Origin of the sequence: Nocardia wallacei, from assembly GCF_029869545.1 — a bacterium.
Lineage (GTDB): Bacteria > Actinomycetota > Actinomycetes > Mycobacteriales > Mycobacteriaceae > Nocardia > Nocardia wallacei_A.
In genome coordinates this window covers 1-16,100 of the sequence record NZ_JARWQD010000101.1, presented here as the reverse complement: position 1 = coordinate 16,100, position 16,100 = coordinate 1, and the positions used below count along the sequence as shown (strand labels likewise).

Here is a 16,100-nt window from a genome sequence, read left to right as displayed (position 1 = left end):
CGCGGGCCGGCGGGGCGGGGGGGGGCCGGGGGGGGGGGCGGGGGGGGGCCCCCGGCGTGCCCCGGGGCGGGCGGGGGGGGGGGGGGGCCGGGGGCCTTGGGGGGGGGGGGGGGGCGGCGGCGCCCCCCTCGACCGCCGGATCACGATGATGGGGGAGCCGTGGGCCATCGTGCGCCTGGAGGATCTGGAGGCGGCCGCGGAGGTGCTGTTCTTCCCCGCCGCCTACGCCGCCGCGGCCGCCGCGCTCGCCGAGGATGCCGTCGTGCTGGTCACCGCCCATGTCAGTATCCGCGACGGGCGCACGTCCCTGCTGGGTGACCGGGTCACCGTGCCGGACCTCGCCGGATCGTCGGGACCGATCACGGTCACCATCCCGGTACCGGCCTGCACGCCCGGCACGGTCCGCACCCTGCGCGAGACCCTCCAGCAGCATCCCGGACCGACCGAGGTGCGAATCCGATTGGTAGGCAAGAACGGCCCCCAACTCCTCGCCATCGACCCCCGCTTCCGCGTCCACCCCTCCCCCGCCCTCATGGGCGAATTGAAGGCCCTGTTCGGCCCCACCTGCCTGCGCCGGTGACCGGGCAGATGCCACAATCGATCCACTCCAATTCCGGCATGCTCTTGGCCGGAATCCACCGGCATGGAGCGGGCCCCGGCCAAAAGCGCGCCGGGGGCCAGGTGGCTGCACAGCAGGCGGACGCCGGGGGCCAGGTGGCTGCACTGCACACGGACGCCGGGGGCCAGGTGGCTGCACAGCAGGCGGACGCCGGGGGCCAGGTGGCTGCACTGCACACGGACGCCGGGGCCAGGTGGCTGCACAGCGCGCGGACGGCGGGGACGGTCGGTGCTCAGCAGGTGGGCGAAGTTCCGCGTTGCCACGCGTATTCGAAGCGGGTGGCGCCGGGGCCGTTGCGGGGCAACACTATTGCCGCGCCGTCGCGGGGTGTCCACGTGCGTGGGAGCAGGACCAGGTTTTCGGGGGTGGTCATGATCAGGACCAGGCCGTCGTAGCGGAAGCGGTAGGCCGCATCGGGTTCGGTGCAGCGGGCGGTGGTGACGCCGCGGACGCCGAGGGCGAGGTTCTTCTCGCTGTAGATGGTGATGCCCGGATCGGTGCGCAGCGTCAGCCGCGCGATGTCGTCGGCGCGGCCGCGGCCCACCGCCATCGAGTAATCCGTTGCGCCCCAGAAGAACGCGCCGCCGACCAGCAGCAGGATCAGGCCCCATTCGAGCGGCGTGCTGTGCCGGGCGGCGGGCACGTCCGCCGTGTCGTCGCGCTGCTTGCGGCGGGTCAGCACCACCGCCCACAGCAGCAGCACGCCGACGATCAGCGAGATCGGGGCGACCCCGAGCGAACGGTTCAGCGGTGTCTCGAACTGCGGCCGCGACAGCCCGTTGAGCATCGAAAGAAAGCCGATGCCCGTCAGCACCGCGAGCACCCAGCGCGGCCAGGTGGCCTCGCGGACCCGGCCGGGCAGCACCGCCCACAGCCACAGCAGCCCGAGCGTCACCGCGCCGCAGATCGCCAGCGGGACGAAAAGCCCATCGGCGCTGCGCATCACGTAGTCGGTGGTGCTGAGCCCGAGCACGGACGACTCGACCCCGAAGTACTTGCAGAACCCGCGCGCGTGGAAGAAGCCCCAGTAGAACAGCAGACCCGCCAACAGCGTTGCCGGAGCGACGAATTGGCCGATGATCGGAGCGACGACGGCCAACCCGGCGAACGGTCCCGACCGGCTCTCGGCACTGTCGGCGGGTTCGGTCTCAGCCACCGGAACTCTCCGTGGTCGTGGTCGTCGCGGAACGACCGACAGTAGCCGACGGCCGCACGATCTCCGGCGCAATCGTCGAGATGGCCGACGGCCGTGCAACTTCCGGTGTACTCGTAGCGACGGTAGGCGGTTCCGGAGCGGCGGTCGTCGTGGTGGTGGGCGGGATCGTGGTCGTCGGCGGGACGGTTGTCGTCGTGGTCGTCACGGTCACCCGGCAATGAACCGAATACACATGCACGATGTCGGGAGGCTGACGGCCCACCCAGACCTGGGCGGGATCACCCACCTCGGACGAATTGAACTGCCGGTCGATGCCGCCGTACCCGAAGTCCGCGAGCACCTCCTCGTTGCCCGAGAACGGCTCCTGCCCCTCCGGCACCTCCGGGCAGTCGGGAATCTGCACCCGGTCGTCCACGTTCGTCACCACAACCTGCACGCAGTCGTCCGGCAGCCCCTTCGCCTGGCATCCGGGAGTGGCGTCATCCAGGATCTGACTCCTGACTTCGGCCGCCAAGCTCGCACCGACACTGAACTTGTAGCTGCCCAGATCGACCGGGATACCGCGCGCCTGCACCTCCGGCCCGCTACCCCCGGGGTTCCCCGGCGCCTTACCACCGGCGATCCCACCCGCGGGATTCCCCGGGGCGCCACCGTCACCGGAACCCGGCCCACCGGGCACCGAGACTCCGTCGCGCGCGGTCCCCGGACCCTCCGGCGATACGCCGTCGTGCCCGGTCCCCGGCGGCACTCCGCCGTCCTGCGTCGTCCCCGGTCCGTCGGTGGCAGGATTGCCACTCACCGATCCACCGCCACAACCCGGCACCAGGACCACGCAGGCCGCGACGGCGCCGATCACCGCGAGCGCACGACCCGACCGCGCCGGGACCAGGGCCCTTCCAGACGCCCCCGGCCCGGCACAAACTCTGCGCCAAGGCAATTCGATGCGCATGACGTCTCCACCCCGTTTCCGCGAATATGCTGTCGACTGAACAATCGCCCCGGCACTCGGCAAACGCACCGGCACCGTGTCGCTCAGTGACACGCCCGCCCGGAAACGGCGGGGAGAAATCGACGAATCCGGCGCTACGAGCCCACTGTCGCGCCCGGCACCTCGTCGTTGTCGGCCTCGGTTCCGCGCTCGAGTGGCGTGCGGAGTGTGGCCGCGGCACCCGGCCGACGAACGCGAGCGGTTCGCTGCGCCGTCGGCCAGACATAGCCGATACCGGTGCGGCGGTGAAAGTTCGGCAGGTCCAGCGGCGGCTCACCGGCCGGGCCGGGCGGGCGCAACTCTCGCTCCAATGCCTGTGCGGCCCTGCGCAATTCGGTGTCCAGGCCCCGCGCCTCGAGGTGGCCGCAGCGCCCGGTGATGCCGAGCGCCCCGATCATCGCACCGTGGCCGTCGCGCAGGACCGCGCCGAGACAGCTCCAGCCGAGCGTGGATTGTTCGACCTCGCGGGCGAATCCGGTATCGCGGGCCTCGGCCAGCAGGTCGCGCATGCGCCGCCGATCCATCAGCGAGTACCGGGTCAGCGGCGACCAGCCGCCCGCCAGCACGGCGTCCGCGCGTTCCGGCTGGTGCGCGATCTGCAATCGGCCGGAGGCGAGCAGCACCATGCTCGGCCCGAGCAGTTCGGTGGTGGGCCAGGCCGCCGCCTTGATCGCCGGGACGTGCGGGCGGCCGAATGCGGCCCCGGCGACGGTCAGCTCGCCGTCGGTCATGGTGGCGAACCAGACCATTTCGCCCCGCGACTGCCGGTGCAGATCCTGCAGATACGGCTGCACCGTCAGCGCGTGGCCGCTCTGGAAGGCCGACCGCAGCCCCTGATGGATCAACCGATTCCCGGCGGCGTAACCCTCCGGTGTGCGCGCGAGCATCTCCCGCTCGACGAGGTCGTTGGCTATCCGGCGCACGGTCGGTTTCGGGATCCCGGTCCGCCGGGTCAGCTCCGCCAGCGGTAGCGGCCCGGCCGACTCGGTCACCGCGTCCAGGATCGCCACCGCCCGGCCGATCACCGTGTGGTCGTCGATCATGCCGCCGCCGACCGTCGTGCCGCGCATCGCCGTTCCCTTCCGTCGCACCGCAAAGGGTGTCCGCTCTCAGTGTCGGCCCATTTCCGGTACACCACCCGGGTATTCGAATACTCGATTCGGCGATGGACTGCCACCCGGAAACGCGACGGGGGGAGATTGCCTGCGCGGGTGCCTACCAGCCGCGCTCGGCGAGCCGGTGCGGCTCCGGGATGTCGTCGACATTGATGCCGACCATCGCCTCGCCCAGGCCGCGCGACACCTTCGCGAGCACGTCCGGATCGTCGTAGAAGGTGGTGGCCTTGACGATCGCGGCCGCGCGCTGGGCCGGGTTGCCGGACTTGAAGATGCCCGAGCCGACGAAGACGCCCTCGGCGCCCAGCTGCATCATCATGGCGGCGTCGGCCGGGGTGGCGATGCCGCCCGCGGTGAACAGCACGACCGGCAGCTTGCCGGTCTCGGCGACCTCGCGCACCAGCTCGTACGGGGCCTGCAGCTCCTTGGCGGCCACGTACAGTTCGTCCTCCGGCAGCGACTGCAGGCGGCGGATCTGCTGGCGGATCTTGCGCATGTGGGTGGTGGCGTTGGACACGTCGCCGGTGCCTGCCTCGCCCTTGGAGCGGATCATGGCCGCGCCCTCGGTCAGGCGGCGCAGCGCCTCGCCCAGGTTGGTGGCGCCGCAGACGAACGGCACGGTGAACTGCCACTTGTCGATGTGATGCTCGTAGTCGGCGGGGGTCAGCACCTCGGACTCGTCGATGTAGTCGACGCCGAGGCTCTGCAGGACCTGCGCCTCCACGAAGTGGCCGATGCGCGCCTTGGCCATCACCGGGATGGAGACCGCGTCGACGATGCCGTCGATCAGATCCGGGTCGCTCATGCGGGCCACGCCGCCCTGCGCGCGGATGTCGGCGGGCACCCGCTCCAGCGCCATGACGGCCACCGCCCCGGCGTCCTCGGCGATCTTGGCCTGCTCCGCGGTGACGACGTCCATGATCACACCGCCCTTGAGCATCTCGGCCATGCCGCGCTTCACGCGGGCGGTGCCGGTCGTCGGGGTGGTTTCGGGCGTAGCCACGGCAAACTCCTGATCATCGGGGAATCGGACCGTTCGAGATTCGAACGCCACAATTCTAGGCGGGTGGATCAGGCCACTTCATAGCCAGTCGGAGAGGACTGGACTGATGACCCGATGTCACCCGCCGTGACCAGGGATTCTGGCTATCGCGCCGCTACGGGCCGCTAGATCGGATTGATGACGAGCAGCTGGGCCCAGTACGTGGCGGCCTCCTGACCCAGATGCGGCAGCAGGAAGTCGTAGAGCAGGTAGGACATCGGCATTCGGTACTTCACCTCCACAGATCGGTTCGCCGCATCGCGCCGACGGCGAACCGGTTCCGACCATAACCGATCATGACGGGTCGCACAGGGTGCTCGCCTAGAGTCGTGCCCATGACTGACGACAGCCTGAGATCGGTACGAATCGAGCGGACCGCACCCGGGCGCTTCGTCGCCACCAATCCCCGCGGCGGGCAGATCGTCTTCGGGTCCGGGGACGACGCCGATTTCACACCGGTGGAGCTGCTGCTCGCGGCGCTCGGCGGATGCACCGCGATCGACGTCGACATCGCGACCGCACGCCATGCCGCACCGGACGAATTCGCCGTGGCCGTCAGCGGCGACAAGATCAGCGACGAACTGGGCGCCCACATGGCCGACCTCGAGGTCCGCTTCCAGGTCACCTTCCCCGAGGGCACGGGCGGCGACAACGCCCGCAAGATCCTCCCCCGCGCGGTCCGCACCTCCCACGACAAACTGTGCACAGTCAGCCGGACCATCGAGCTCGCCACTCCCGTGACCTCCACGGTCGACGGCGGGGCCTGAGCGGACTCACACGGGCGGACGGCGGGTCTGGTCCGAATTGCCCACCGCCGCACTGGGTTCCAGATACTCGACGCCGGTGACGATATCCGGGTAGATGCGGATGATGCGGTCGCGGGAGCCGGGGAGGGTGGCGGGGAGCAGGGCGCGGCAGTGGGCGATCTCGTCCGGGTCGCTGACCTCCTCGGCCGTGCCGGTGACGATGACGCACCAGCCCAGCAGCGTGGTGTGGTCGATGGTGTCGGCCTCGTAGGCGACGACCTGGCGGTCGGGTGTCAGGCTGATGCCGGGGTTGGCGTGGATGACGATCGTGTCCTCGTCGAGGAAGTGGTTCACGGGCCGGACGGTGGGCAACGCGTAGCGGGAGAACACCACCCGGCCGAATCGCACGCCCGCCAGGAACCGCAGCGACTGCTCGGTCGACAGTTCCCGTGATCCGTGCGTTTCCTCCACAGTGTCACCCCGTGGTCATCGAATCTGTTGTGTCACCGATACTTCCATGTTCGACAGGCCGTGGCGAGGGAAATCGGTAAGTGCCGGGAAACGGTTCCCGCGTCGAATCCGCTCCGGGGACCAACGACCCTAGCGATAACCGGACAGGAACGTAACCTATGTGTCAGGTCCTTGTGTACAGCGATGTTCCGACCCTCGAACCGCGACCGGGGATCGCGGTCGAACGCGAAGCGGGAGACGGACATGGACAATGTCCTGCTGACCACCGAACCGATGCTGCCCTCGCACCCCTTCCTTGAACCGGTGCCCCGGACCGCGGCCGACACGAACGCCTTCGCCGATTCCAGCGATCGCCTGGTGCGCCATCTGTTCGACGTCGGCCTGCAGTTGCACACGCTGCGTGCGGTTTTCGACCGGCCGGGCGCGACCGCCGTGGAGGTCGAGGCCGTCGGTGTACTGGTCGACAACCTGGACATGCTGATTCGCGATGCCGGGCTGGCCATGCTCGCGCTGAGCCTCGAGCGCGGCGCCACCGGCAACGGACGGCCGGTCCGCAGGCGCCGCCGCCACCGGTTCCGCTAGACCCGGTCAGCGGATCGACCGCACCTCAGGTTCGGAGTCCTCGCCCGCGACCCGCACCGCCTCCGGCAGCAGCTGATCGAGGTGGTACGGGTACACGGTCTCCCCCATGCCGTCGAGCCGCGCGATCTCCTCGGCCGTGCACCACCGGTTGTCGGTCACGCAGCGGCGCTCCCACACCGTGGGGTTGGTCGCCTTGGGCTCGAAAGCCGTTGTGCGAGCGACGAAGAACAACTCCTCGGAGCGGACCAGCTCACCGTCGAACGGAAATACCGCCACCCGGCGCCAGATCGGGCCGCGTAGCGCCGTGGAGTCCAGCGCGCGCCCGGTCTCCTCCCACACCTCGCGAACCGCGGTGGTGCGCAACGTTTCCCCGGGCTCGATGCCGCCGCCGACGGTGAACCAGAACGGCATCTCGGGAGTGCGGGGGTCGTGGCCGCGCATGAGCAGCACCCGGTCCTGCTCGTCGAGCAGCACCACCCGCGCCGAGGTGCGCACCGAGTCCACCTCCAGCCCGGTGGTCGCCGCCGCCGTCACCCGCTCGGTGATCTCGAAATAGGTCGGCAGCGGCGCGGTTCCGCCCAGATGCAGCCATCGCACCAGCCGCCGGGTGCGCAGCGCGAGGGTGTCGCGCACGGCATCGTTGTGGAAGCGACGGGCGATCAGCACGCGGGCCTCGGCGTCGGCCAGCTCCGCCACCAGCTGCGGCGGCAGCAGCGTGATATCGATCGTCGACAGCGCGGCGGCGAGCTGATTCTCGGCGGTCTCGCGATCGGACCAGTCCGCCCGTTCGGCCCGATCCGCCACGGCGGCCAGCCGACGCGCCTGCTCGCCCACCGCATCGGAACCGGCATGGGCCAGCGAGAGCGCCACCGCACGCGCCACGACCGCGCGCCGGGCCAGCGCCGCCTCCAGAGCGTGGCGGGCCTGGTCGCTGCGCACATGCAGCCGGTCGAGCCGGTTCGCCGTCGAGTACGCCCAGACGCCGGCGGTGACGATCAGGGCCGCGACCAGCGCGAGAACGAGGATCGTGGTCGCGGAGAAGGTGATCATCCTGCGGTCCTCACCCGGGTGTCGCCCACGGTCACAGTCTCGTACACACGCAGAATCTGTTCGGCCACCACGGGCCAGTCGTATTCGCCCACAACGTGATTCGCGGCGCGGACCAGATCCTCGCGCCGCCGCGCATCGCCGAGCAGCGCGTCGACCGCCGCCGCCAGCCGCACCGAATCACCCACGGGGACGAGCACTCCCGCGCTGCCGTCGCGCAGCACCCGGCGGAAGGCGTCCAATTCGCTGGCCACGACGGCGGTTCCGGCCGCCATCGCCTCCACCAGCACGATGCCGAAGCTCTCGCCGCCGATATTGGGCGCGCAGTACACGTCCGCGCTGCGCATCGCCGACGCCTTCTCCGCATCCGATACCTGCCCGAGGAACCGCAGGTGGCCCGCCAGCTCGCCCGCCTCGCGGCGCAGCCGCTCCTCGTCACCGCGCCCGACGATCAGGATCTGGACGTCCGGATGCCGGCGCGCCAGCTCCGGCAGCGCGCCCAGCAGCACCGCCATGCCCTTGCGCGGCTCGTCGTAGCGGCCGAGGAACAGCACCGTGCCGCCCGGGCGCGGGTAGCCCGCCAGCAGCGGTGCGTGGGCGAAGGCCGGGACGTCCACGCCGTTCGGGATCTCCACCGCGTCCCCGCCCAGGGCCTCCACCTGCCAGCGCCGCGCCAGCTCCGAGACCGCGATGCGCCCGCTGATCTTCTCGTGATAGGGCCGCAGCACGCCCTGAAAGGTGCTGAGCACCAACGACTTCGTGGTCGAGGTGTGGAAGGTCGCCACGATCGGGCCCTCGGCGATCTTCAACGCCAGCATCGACAGGCTCGGCGCGTTCGGCTCGTGAATGTGCAGCACGTCGAAGTCGTTGTCGGCGATCCAGCGGCGGATCCGGTTGTAGGCGGTGGGGCCGAACGACAGGCGGGCCACCGACCCGTTGTACGGGATCGCCACGGCCTTACCGGCCGACACCACGAAGTCCGGCAGCTCGGTGTCCTCGGACGACGGCGCCAGCACGCTCACCTTGTGCCCGCGCTCGATCAGCACCTCCGCCAGCTCCACGACGTGGGACTGCACGCCGCCCGGCACGTCGAACGAGTACGGGCAGACCATGCCGATCCTCATACCGCATCGTCTCCCGCGACCGCGTCGTCCCCCGCGAGCGCCGCCTGGGCCGCGGCGATCCGCCCCCGGCGGGCCTCGGACAGGTCCGACTCCCACAGTGGTTGCAGCATGTGCCAATCGGCGGGATGCTCGGCGATATCGGCCGCGAACCGGTCCGCCAATTGCTGGGTTGCCGGGCCGGGGCCCGCCGAAACGTCCAGCGGCGCTTCGACCTTCATCCCCCAGCCCTCGACGCCGTGCGCGTCGGTGGTGAACCAGGTGTGCACCGGAAGGGCCGCGGCGCCGGTCTCGATCGCCAGTTTCGCCGCGCCCGCGGGCATCCAGGTGCGTTCGCCGAAGAAGGTGACCGGGACGCCCTTACCGGTCAGGTCGCGCTCCCCCAGCAGGCATACGATCTTGTTCTGCCGCAGGCGATCCGCGAGCTGCGCGAAGGGGGGCTGCGCACCACCGGTGAGCGGGAATACCTCGAAGCCGAGACTCTCCCGGTAGGCCACGAACCGGTCGAACAGCGATTCCGGCCGCAGCCGCTCCATCACCGTCGCGAAGGTGCCGTGATGCTGCACCAGCCAAACCCCGGCCATATCCCAGTTCCCCGAATGCGGCAGCACCAGGATCGCGCCGCGGCCGCGGGCCAGGGCGGCCTCCAGATTCTCGAGGCCGAGCGGAGTCGGCATCGACGGCGATGCCACCAGTGCGGCGTGATCCATCGCCGGGAGCCGGAACGCCTCGCGCCAGTAGCGGGCGTAGGACCGCATGCTGTCGCGGATCAGCTCATCGGGCACGGCCATCGACTCGCAGCCGAGAACCCGGGAAAGGTTGCGGCGCAACTGGTTCGGAACGCCCGTCCGGTGCGCGGCACGGTTCGCGCGCCGCCCCGCCCAGCCGCCCCCGGCATCGAAGGCCCGCCGCGCCGTCCGCTCGGGCAGCGTCCGAACCAGCCCCCACCCCGCCGCATACGCCGCATCGGTCAGCGCAGATTTCACATCACTCATATGCCGCGCCCCTACGTCCCCAACTCGACCGCGCTCGCCCCAGCACACCCCACAACCCTCGCCCCAGCACACCCAACAACCCTTGCCCCAGCACACCCCGCAACCCTTGCCCCGGCACGCCCAACAACCAATGCCCCGGCACGCCCGACAACCGTTGCCCCAGCACACCCCACAACCATTGCCCCGGCATGCCCAACAACCCTTGCCCCGGCGTGCTTTTGGCCGGGGCCCCTCACTGGCCCGCCTCCTGGGCCTTGCCCGGCATCGCGATCACGTCGCGCGCGCCCGCCGAGTTGCGCACGGCCATGACTCGCTGGAATACCGTCACCACGCTGAGCACGGCGAGCACGTACATCGCCAGATACACCGCGTAGCTGAGCCATTCGATGTCCCAGTAGCCGCCGATCCCGGTGAAGCCAGCGCCGACCAGGACGATCACCAGGCGGTCGGGCCGCTCGATGATGCCGCCGTCGGCCGACAGGCCACTGGCCTCCGCGCGCGCCTTGGCATAGGAGATCACCTGCGAGGTCACCAGCACGACGAGCGTCGCGACGAACAGGTGCTTGCTCTGCGCGTGGTAGACCGACCACCAGGCCAGCCCGCCGAATACGGCGCCGTCGGCGACCCGGTCGCAGGTAGCGTCCAGCACGGCACCGTATTTCGTGCCGCCGCCGCGGGCGCGGGCCATCGCCCCGTCCAGCATGTCGAACATGACGAACAGCCAGATCACCATCGTGCCCCAGAACAGGTGACCGGTCGGGAACAGCGTCACCGCCGCCACGATCGAGGCCGTGGTGCCGATCAGCGTCACCGCGTCGGGCGTGAGCCCGGTCTTCACCAGTGCCTTGCCCAGGGGCGCAGTCGCTTTGGCGAATGTCTCACGACCGAAGAAGCTGAGCACGCTACTCGACGTCCTTCCAGGCGGTGGCCAGCAGGGCCCTGGTCTCCCGTAACAGTTGCGGCATCACCTTCACCCCGCCGACGACGGTGATGAAGTTCGCGTCCCCGCCCCAGCGCGGCACGATGTGCTGATGCAGGTGGTCGGCGAGCGAACCGCCCGCCACCCCACCGAGATTCAGCCCGACATTGAATCCCTCGGGCCGCGACACCTGCTTCATCACCCGGATCGCCCGCTGGGTGAACGCCATCAGCTCGGCGCTCTCCTCGGCGGTGAGATCCTCGAGGTTGGCGACGCGGCGGTACGGCACCACCATCATGTGGCCGGGGTTGTACGGGTACAGGTTGAGCACCGCGTACACCGATTCTCCGCGCGCGATGATCAGGCCGTCCTCGTCGGTCATCTTCGGAATCTCGGTGAACGGATGCCCGGACTTCTTGGGCTCGTCCGCCTTTCGCGCGTCCCGGTCCGCGACGGCACCGGTGATGTAGGACATCCGGTAGGGCGTCCAGAGCCGCTGCAGGCGGTCCGGATCACCGGCGCCCGTATCCATGATCTGCTCCGGGCGGGGCGAGTTCTGCGGTGGTGATGAATCCTGCGGTGACACGGCCTCGTCCACGGTCGGTTCTCTCATTCCCCACCGGTCCGGATCCGGAACCCGTCCGCGGTGGGTGAGGCGTTCTCGCGCCGCCGGATCCAGTCCACGATGGTGGCGACCGCATCGGCCACGGGCACGCCGTTCACCTTGGTCCCGTCACGGAACCGGAAGCTCACCGCGCCCGCCTCGGCATCGCGCTCACCGGCGAGCAGCATGAACGGCACCTTCTGGCCCGTGTGGTTGAAGATCTTCTTCTGCATGCGGTCGTCGCTGCGATCCACCTCGGCGCGCACACCGGCCGCGCGCAATCGGGCCACGACGTCGTCCAGGTGCGGCAGAAACGCGTCCGCGACCGGGATGCCGACCACCTGCACCGGCGACAGCCACGCCGGGAACGCCCCGGCGTAATGCTCGGTGAGCACGCCGAAGAACCGCTCGATCGAGCCGAACAGGGCGCGGTGGATCATCACCGGCCGCTTCTTGGTGCCGTCGGAGGCGGTGTACTCGAGCTCGAACAGTTCGGGTTCGAAGAAGTCCAGCTGAATGGTCGACATCTGCCAGTTGCGGCCCAGCGCGTCCTTGACCTGCACCGAGATCTTCGGGCCGTAGAACGCGGCCCCGCCCGGATCGGGCACCAGGTCCACCCCGGACGCCTCGGCGACCCGCGCCAGGGTGGCGGTGGCCTCCTCCCAGACCTCGTCGGAGCCGACGTACTTCTTCGGATCCTTGGTCGACAGCTCCAGGTAGAAGTCGTCGAGGCCGTAGTCCTTCAGCAGGCCGAGCACGAACTGCAGGATGCGGGTGAGTTCCTCACTCACCTGCTCCTGGGTGCAGTAGATGTGCGAATCGTCCTGAGTCATGCCGCGCACCCGGGTCAGCCCGTGAATCACCCCGGACTTCTCGTACCGGTACACCGACCCGAATTCGAACATCCGCAGCGGCAGCTCCCGATACGACCGGCCGCGCGAGCGGAAGATCAGGTTGTGCATCGGGCAGTTCATCGGCTTGACGTAGTAGTCCTGGCCCGGCTTGCGGACGGTGCCGTCGTCGTTGTATTCCGCGTCCAGATGCATGGGCGGGAACATGCCGTCGGCGTACCACTCGAGATGCTTGGAGGTCTCGAACAGGTGCGCCTTGGTCAGGTGCGGGGTGTTGACGAATTCGTAGCCCGCGTCGACATGCCGCTGGCGCGAGTAGTCCTCGAGCTCCTTGCGGATGATGCCGCCCTTGGGGTGGAACACCGGCAGGCCCGAACCCAGCTCGTCGGGGAACGAGAACAGGTCCAGCTCCAGGCCCAGCTTGCGGTGATCGCGCTTCTCGGCCTCCTCCAGCAGGTGCAGGTAGGCATCCTGCGCCTCCTGCGACTCCCACGCGGTGCCGTAGATGCGCTGCAGACCCTCGCGGTTCTGATCGCCGCGCCAGTAGGCGGCCGAGCTGCGGGTCAGCTTGAACGCCGGAATGTATTTGGTGGTCGGGATGTGCGGGCCGCGGCACAGGTCGCCCCACACCTTCTCGCCGCTGCGCGGGTCCAGGTTGTCGTAGATGGTCAGCTCGTTGCCGCCGACCTCCATGACCTCCGGATCGTCGATACCCGACTTGTCGCCGATCAGCTCCAGCTTGAACGGCTCCTTCGCCAGTTCGACGCGGGCCTCCTCGACCTCGACCACCCGGCGCGAAAACCGCTGCGCGCCTTTGACGATCTTCTTCATCCGCGATTCCAGCTTGGCCAGATCCTCGGGGGTGAACGGGCGGTCCACCTGGAAGTCGTAGTAGAAGCCGTCCTTGACCGGCGGGCCGATGCCCAGCTTCGCCTCCGGGAACTCCTGCTGCACCGCCTGCGCCAGCACGTGCGCGGCCGAATGCCGGATCACGCTGCGGCCGTCCTCGGTATCGGCGGCCACCGGCTCCACCTCGGCGTCCGCCTCGGGCACCCAGGACAGATCCCGCAGATTCCCCTCGCCGTCGCGCACGACGATGATCGCCTCGGGCCCCTTGCCCGGCAGGCCCGCCTCGCGCACCGCGGCGCCCGCCGTCGTCCCGGCCGGCACCCGAACGAGGGCGGCTGGGGTTATGCGGGCTGAGGTGGTCACGGCTGCGCTCTCCTTGGTATTCGGGGCGGGCGGGTGCCCGCGGCTTCGGGTGCGGGAGTCTCCCCGCGGCTGGAACTCCTGGAAGTCCAGGCCGGACACGCAGAAGTGCCCCGGCGCGACCATGCTATCGGGAGCATGCCGAGCGCGCGCCGATGGACCGGCCTGTCGCGCCTCGAGATCGGCGCGGGCTTGCCTCGACGAGGCCCCTATCCGGCGTGAGACGACGTGCCGGACCGCGATCCCGCCGTCACGCGCCGGACCGGCGTTCGGCGTCGCGTGGTGTGGTCTCCCGGCACCGTGCCTCCCTGTGCTCCGGCCTCCGCGCCCGGAGTCGATCGATCGAGACTGTATTCCCCATGTTCACCGCGTCACCGCCGCCGACGCAATCGGTTTTCGAGGTTTCGCCCGCCCACCATGTCGGCAGCTGGAGACGCCGCGTGTCGCGGCGGCACTTCCGACGCCCGGTCGCTCGGTCTCACCGCTGCGCCGCCAGCTCGCTGAGTAGCGTATGACGTTGCGCCGCAGGGCGTTTGGGGCAGCTGGTGCACATCTCGCAGCCCGGCACCTCGAAGACCAGGCAGCAGGAGATGCGGCGCACGAACGTCCGCCCGCCGATATCGGTGAACCGCGGCACCGGAAGTCGTCCCGCCACCTCGCGGGCCAGCCGCGACCCGGCCTCGCCGTCCCCCGCGTCGAGGGCCCGGTTGCCGATCGCGTCGGCCACCACCGCCCACAACGACGCGACGCCCGCACCGGATACGTCGGCAACGGCCGGAATGATGCGCCCCAGCGTCTTTCGCAGCGTTCGGCCGACGTCGCCGTCCACTGCGGACGCATCCGAGGCAGCAGGTTCCGTGGCGTCGTGAGGTTCCGTGGCGTCGTGATCGACCGGCGAACGCCCGACGACATCGGGATCCGTCTCCGCACGACCCGTCGGCGTGCAAATCACCCGCTCGACGCCGCCGTCGGGACGGATCTCGCACCGCAGGTGTTCGAGTTCGGGGGGATGCGCGGCCCGGCCCCGGGCGTAGGCGGTCGCGATCGGGTCCACCAGCGACGAGGCGGCCATACACCACCACAGGGTGCCCGCCACGCGCGAGTTGCCGGTGCCCCACGAGATGCCCATGTCCGCGATGCGCTCGCCCAGCCACTGCGGCCGCGTCAGCATCGTGCCCGGCACCACGGTGCCCCGCGACACCGCCGACTCCGCAACCATGTCCACCCGACTCCGATCCCGGCCGACTCACCGAATGCCTGTACACCCACCCTCGCACGCCCGCGGACGCCGGGCCACCGCCGTGACTCGGCCGCGGACATGCGGCACGGAAGATACCGAAGCGGCCACGCCGAACCGATTCCCTCGGCGCCGACCGTCGCGCCCCAGCCTAGGACCGCCGACCGCCCGAATTCCGCAGGCACGCCCGCGCGGAATTCAGGACAGCGGGCTGCGCAGCCATCCCCAGTCGAGGCCGACCCAGCCGCCGACCAGACCGAAGGTGCCCAGCAGCCACAGCGTCACCACGACCACCGCCGCGGTGAGCAGCGCCCCCAGCGCCTTCACCACGAGGCCCTGCGCGACATACCAGTCCATGACCCGCCGATAACGCCCCCGCGTCCAGTGCAGGGTGCGATGCGCCCAGACGAATTCCGTCGCCAGAATGCCCAGCCCCGCGAACACGATCAGCCAGCCCGGCCCCGGATACGGAATGGCCAGAATCCCCACCACCAGCACCCCGACACCCACCACACCCACGGCGATCCGATACGCCAGGTTCAGCGTCGGCCGCTCGGCCACCGAGGCCCGCAGCGCCCGCAAACGATTGGAGTCCGCTACCACCCCGCCCAGCCTACGGCCATTTCCCCCACCCGCCCACGTGCAGCTACAGAATGCGCGTTCCACGAGAGACAGATTGCTTCACTCGGGCGCGGCGCATGGTTGCTCGGCGGAGTCTCGATACGCTCACCGTTTCAGGTACCTGCTGTAGAGAACGGGAGGTTATCGGGATGGTCCGGATGATCGTTGCGGGGGCGGCGGTTCTGGGGGCGGTGGTCGTGGCAACCGGTCCGGTGATTACCGGGAGTGCCGTCGGCGCACCTACGGAATCCTGTGGCAGTCGCATCGAGGACTGGGTCGACTCCGGGGGCGAGAGCACCTATGCCGGAGGCGGGTACACGATCGTGCTGGAATCCGATAAACAGGGCACCATTACCAAGGGGGCGGCGGACGAGCCGGAGTATCGGCTGGGTTTCGCATATCGGTTCGAAAGTGGCGGGATAATACTGATCCGGAGCGGATCTCCGATTCACCTCACGGCCCTGACCGATCCGCAGTGCGATCAGAAGGGCCGGGTAGCCACGGCCCAGTACGAGGGGCAGCTGCTCGAGCGCTCGGGCCACCGGTAGCGAACACCCCGCCCCCCCCCACCCGGGGGCGGGGGGGGGGGGGGGGGGGGCGGCGGCCGCGGGCGGGGGGCCGGGGAGCGCCCCCCCCGGCCGCGCGGGGCGCCCGCGGGGGGGGGGGCCGCCCGGCCGGCGGGGGGGGGGTGGTGTGGGTGGGGGTGGCTCCCCCCCCCGGAGGTTTCCAGCCGCAGCCTGCGCCGATCCAGCGCGGCAACGATGCGCACCGCGTGAT

Annotated in this window: 17 protein-coding genes; 4 read left to right on the top strand and 13 right to left on the bottom strand. The window is 70.1% G+C overall.

The window, feature by feature from the left end; translation table 11 throughout:
- Window positions 1-145: 145 nt before the first annotated feature.
- Window positions 146-580, top strand: a complete 435-nt coding sequence (locus QH290_RS06740; protein ID WP_280382277.1) for a hypothetical protein — start codon at window positions 146-148, stop codon at window positions 578-580.
- A gap of 271 nt (window positions 581-851) precedes the next feature.
- On the opposite strand, the gene QH290_RS06735 is transcribed toward QH290_RS06740, so the two are convergent.
- The 4 genes from QH290_RS06735 to pdxS all read right to left on the bottom strand — a co-directional run bounded on the left by QH290_RS06735 (window position 852) and on the right by pdxS (window position 4,881).
- A complete protein-coding gene (locus QH290_RS06735) occupies window positions 852-1,775 on the bottom strand; it encodes a cytochrome c oxidase subunit II (RefSeq protein ID WP_280382276.1) in 924 nt (307 codons plus the stop codon).
- Window positions 1,768-2,574, bottom strand: coding sequence for a hypothetical protein (locus QH290_RS06730; RefSeq protein ID WP_280382275.1), 807 nt, complete (start codon window positions 2,572-2,574; stop codon window positions 1,768-1,770). Before QH290_RS06730 ends, QH290_RS06735 begins: the two co-directional genes overlap by 8 nt.
- 284 nt (window positions 2,575-2,858) lie before the next feature.
- Window positions 2,859-3,833: an IclR family transcriptional regulator gene (locus QH290_RS06725; RefSeq protein WP_280382274.1), complete on the bottom strand. Its 975-nt coding sequence runs from the start codon at window positions 3,831-3,833 to the stop codon at window positions 2,859-2,861.
- Between the two features lie 145 nt (window positions 3,834-3,978).
- Window positions 3,979-4,881, bottom strand: a complete 903-nt coding sequence (pdxS, locus tag QH290_RS06720) for a pyridoxal 5'-phosphate synthase lyase subunit PdxS (protein ID WP_280266046.1) — start codon at window positions 4,879-4,881, stop codon at window positions 3,979-3,981.
- 374 nt (window positions 4,882-5,255) lie between these two features.
- Here pdxS and QH290_RS06715 point away from each other — a divergent pair, with 374 nt between their 5' ends.
- Window positions 5,256-5,687, top strand: a complete 432-nt coding sequence (locus QH290_RS06715; RefSeq protein WP_280266045.1) for an OsmC family protein — start codon at window positions 5,256-5,258, stop codon at window positions 5,685-5,687.
- A 6-nt stretch (window positions 5,688-5,693) separates the two neighbouring features.
- Here QH290_RS06715 and QH290_RS06710 read toward each other — a convergent pair whose 3' ends face one another.
- Complete coding sequence (locus QH290_RS06710; RefSeq protein WP_280266044.1) at window positions 5,694-6,137, bottom strand: pyridoxamine 5'-phosphate oxidase family protein; 444 nt, start codon at window positions 6,135-6,137, stop codon at window positions 5,694-5,696.
- A gap of 243 nt (window positions 6,138-6,380) precedes the next feature.
- Here QH290_RS06710 and QH290_RS06705 point away from each other — a divergent pair, with 243 nt between their 5' ends.
- On the top strand, window positions 6,381-6,719 hold the full coding sequence (locus QH290_RS06705; RefSeq protein ID WP_280266043.1) for a hypothetical protein: 339 nt from the start codon (window positions 6,381-6,383) through the stop codon (window positions 6,717-6,719).
- A gap of 6 nt (window positions 6,720-6,725) precedes the next feature.
- On the opposite strand, the gene QH290_RS06700 is transcribed toward QH290_RS06705, so the two are convergent.
- From QH290_RS06700 to QH290_RS06665, 8 genes are all read right to left on the bottom strand, one after another.
- Window positions 6,726-7,766, bottom strand: coding sequence for an NUDIX hydrolase (locus tag QH290_RS06700; RefSeq protein ID WP_280266052.1), 1,041 nt, complete (start codon window positions 7,764-7,766; stop codon window positions 6,726-6,728).
- Window positions 7,766-8,890, bottom strand: a complete 1,125-nt coding sequence (locus tag QH290_RS06695; RefSeq protein WP_280266042.1) for a glycosyltransferase family 4 protein — start codon at window positions 8,888-8,890, stop codon at window positions 7,766-7,768. The genes QH290_RS06700 and QH290_RS06695 overlap by 1 nt, the downstream gene beginning before the upstream one ends.
- Window positions 8,887-9,882 (bottom strand): phosphatidylinositol mannoside acyltransferase, encoded by a 996-nt coding sequence (locus QH290_RS06690; RefSeq protein ID WP_280382273.1) that lies wholly within the window; start codon window positions 9,880-9,882, stop codon window positions 8,887-8,889. Before QH290_RS06690 ends, QH290_RS06695 begins: the two co-directional genes overlap by 4 nt.
- A gap of 232 nt (window positions 9,883-10,114) precedes the next feature.
- A complete protein-coding gene (pgsA, locus tag QH290_RS06685) occupies window positions 10,115-10,783 on the bottom strand; it encodes a phosphatidylinositol phosphate synthase (RefSeq protein ID WP_280382272.1) in 669 nt (222 codons plus the stop codon).
- 1 nt (window position 10,784) lies between these two features.
- Window positions 10,785-11,333 carry an ATP adenylyltransferase gene (locus QH290_RS06680; RefSeq protein WP_280266051.1) on the bottom strand — a complete coding sequence of 183 codons (549 nt, stop codon included), beginning with the start codon at window positions 11,331-11,333 and terminating at the stop codon, window positions 10,785-10,787.
- Window positions 11,334-11,410: 77 nt separating this feature from the next.
- On the bottom strand, window positions 11,411-13,468 hold the full coding sequence (thrS, locus tag QH290_RS06675; protein ID WP_280382271.1) for a threonine--tRNA ligase: 2,058 nt from the start codon (window positions 13,466-13,468) through the stop codon (window positions 11,411-11,413).
- 475 nt (window positions 13,469-13,943) lie between these two features.
- The gene (locus QH290_RS06670; RefSeq protein WP_280382278.1) at window positions 13,944-14,684 is read right to left on the bottom strand and encodes a (2Fe-2S)-binding protein; all 741 of its coding nucleotides are present in this window, start codon (window positions 14,682-14,684) and stop codon (window positions 13,944-13,946) included.
- 216 nt (window positions 14,685-14,900) lie between these two features.
- A complete protein-coding gene (locus QH290_RS06665) occupies window positions 14,901-15,305 on the bottom strand; it encodes a TIGR02611 family protein (protein ID WP_280266038.1) in 405 nt (134 codons plus the stop codon).
- A gap of 167 nt (window positions 15,306-15,472) precedes the next feature.
- On the opposite strand from QH290_RS06665, the gene QH290_RS06660 reads away from it, so the two are divergent.
- The gene (locus tag QH290_RS06660; protein ID WP_280382270.1) at window positions 15,473-15,871 is read left to right on the top strand and encodes a hypothetical protein; all 399 of its coding nucleotides are present in this window, start codon (window positions 15,473-15,475) and stop codon (window positions 15,869-15,871) included.
- The last annotated feature ends 229 nt before the right edge of the window (window positions 15,872-16,100 follow it).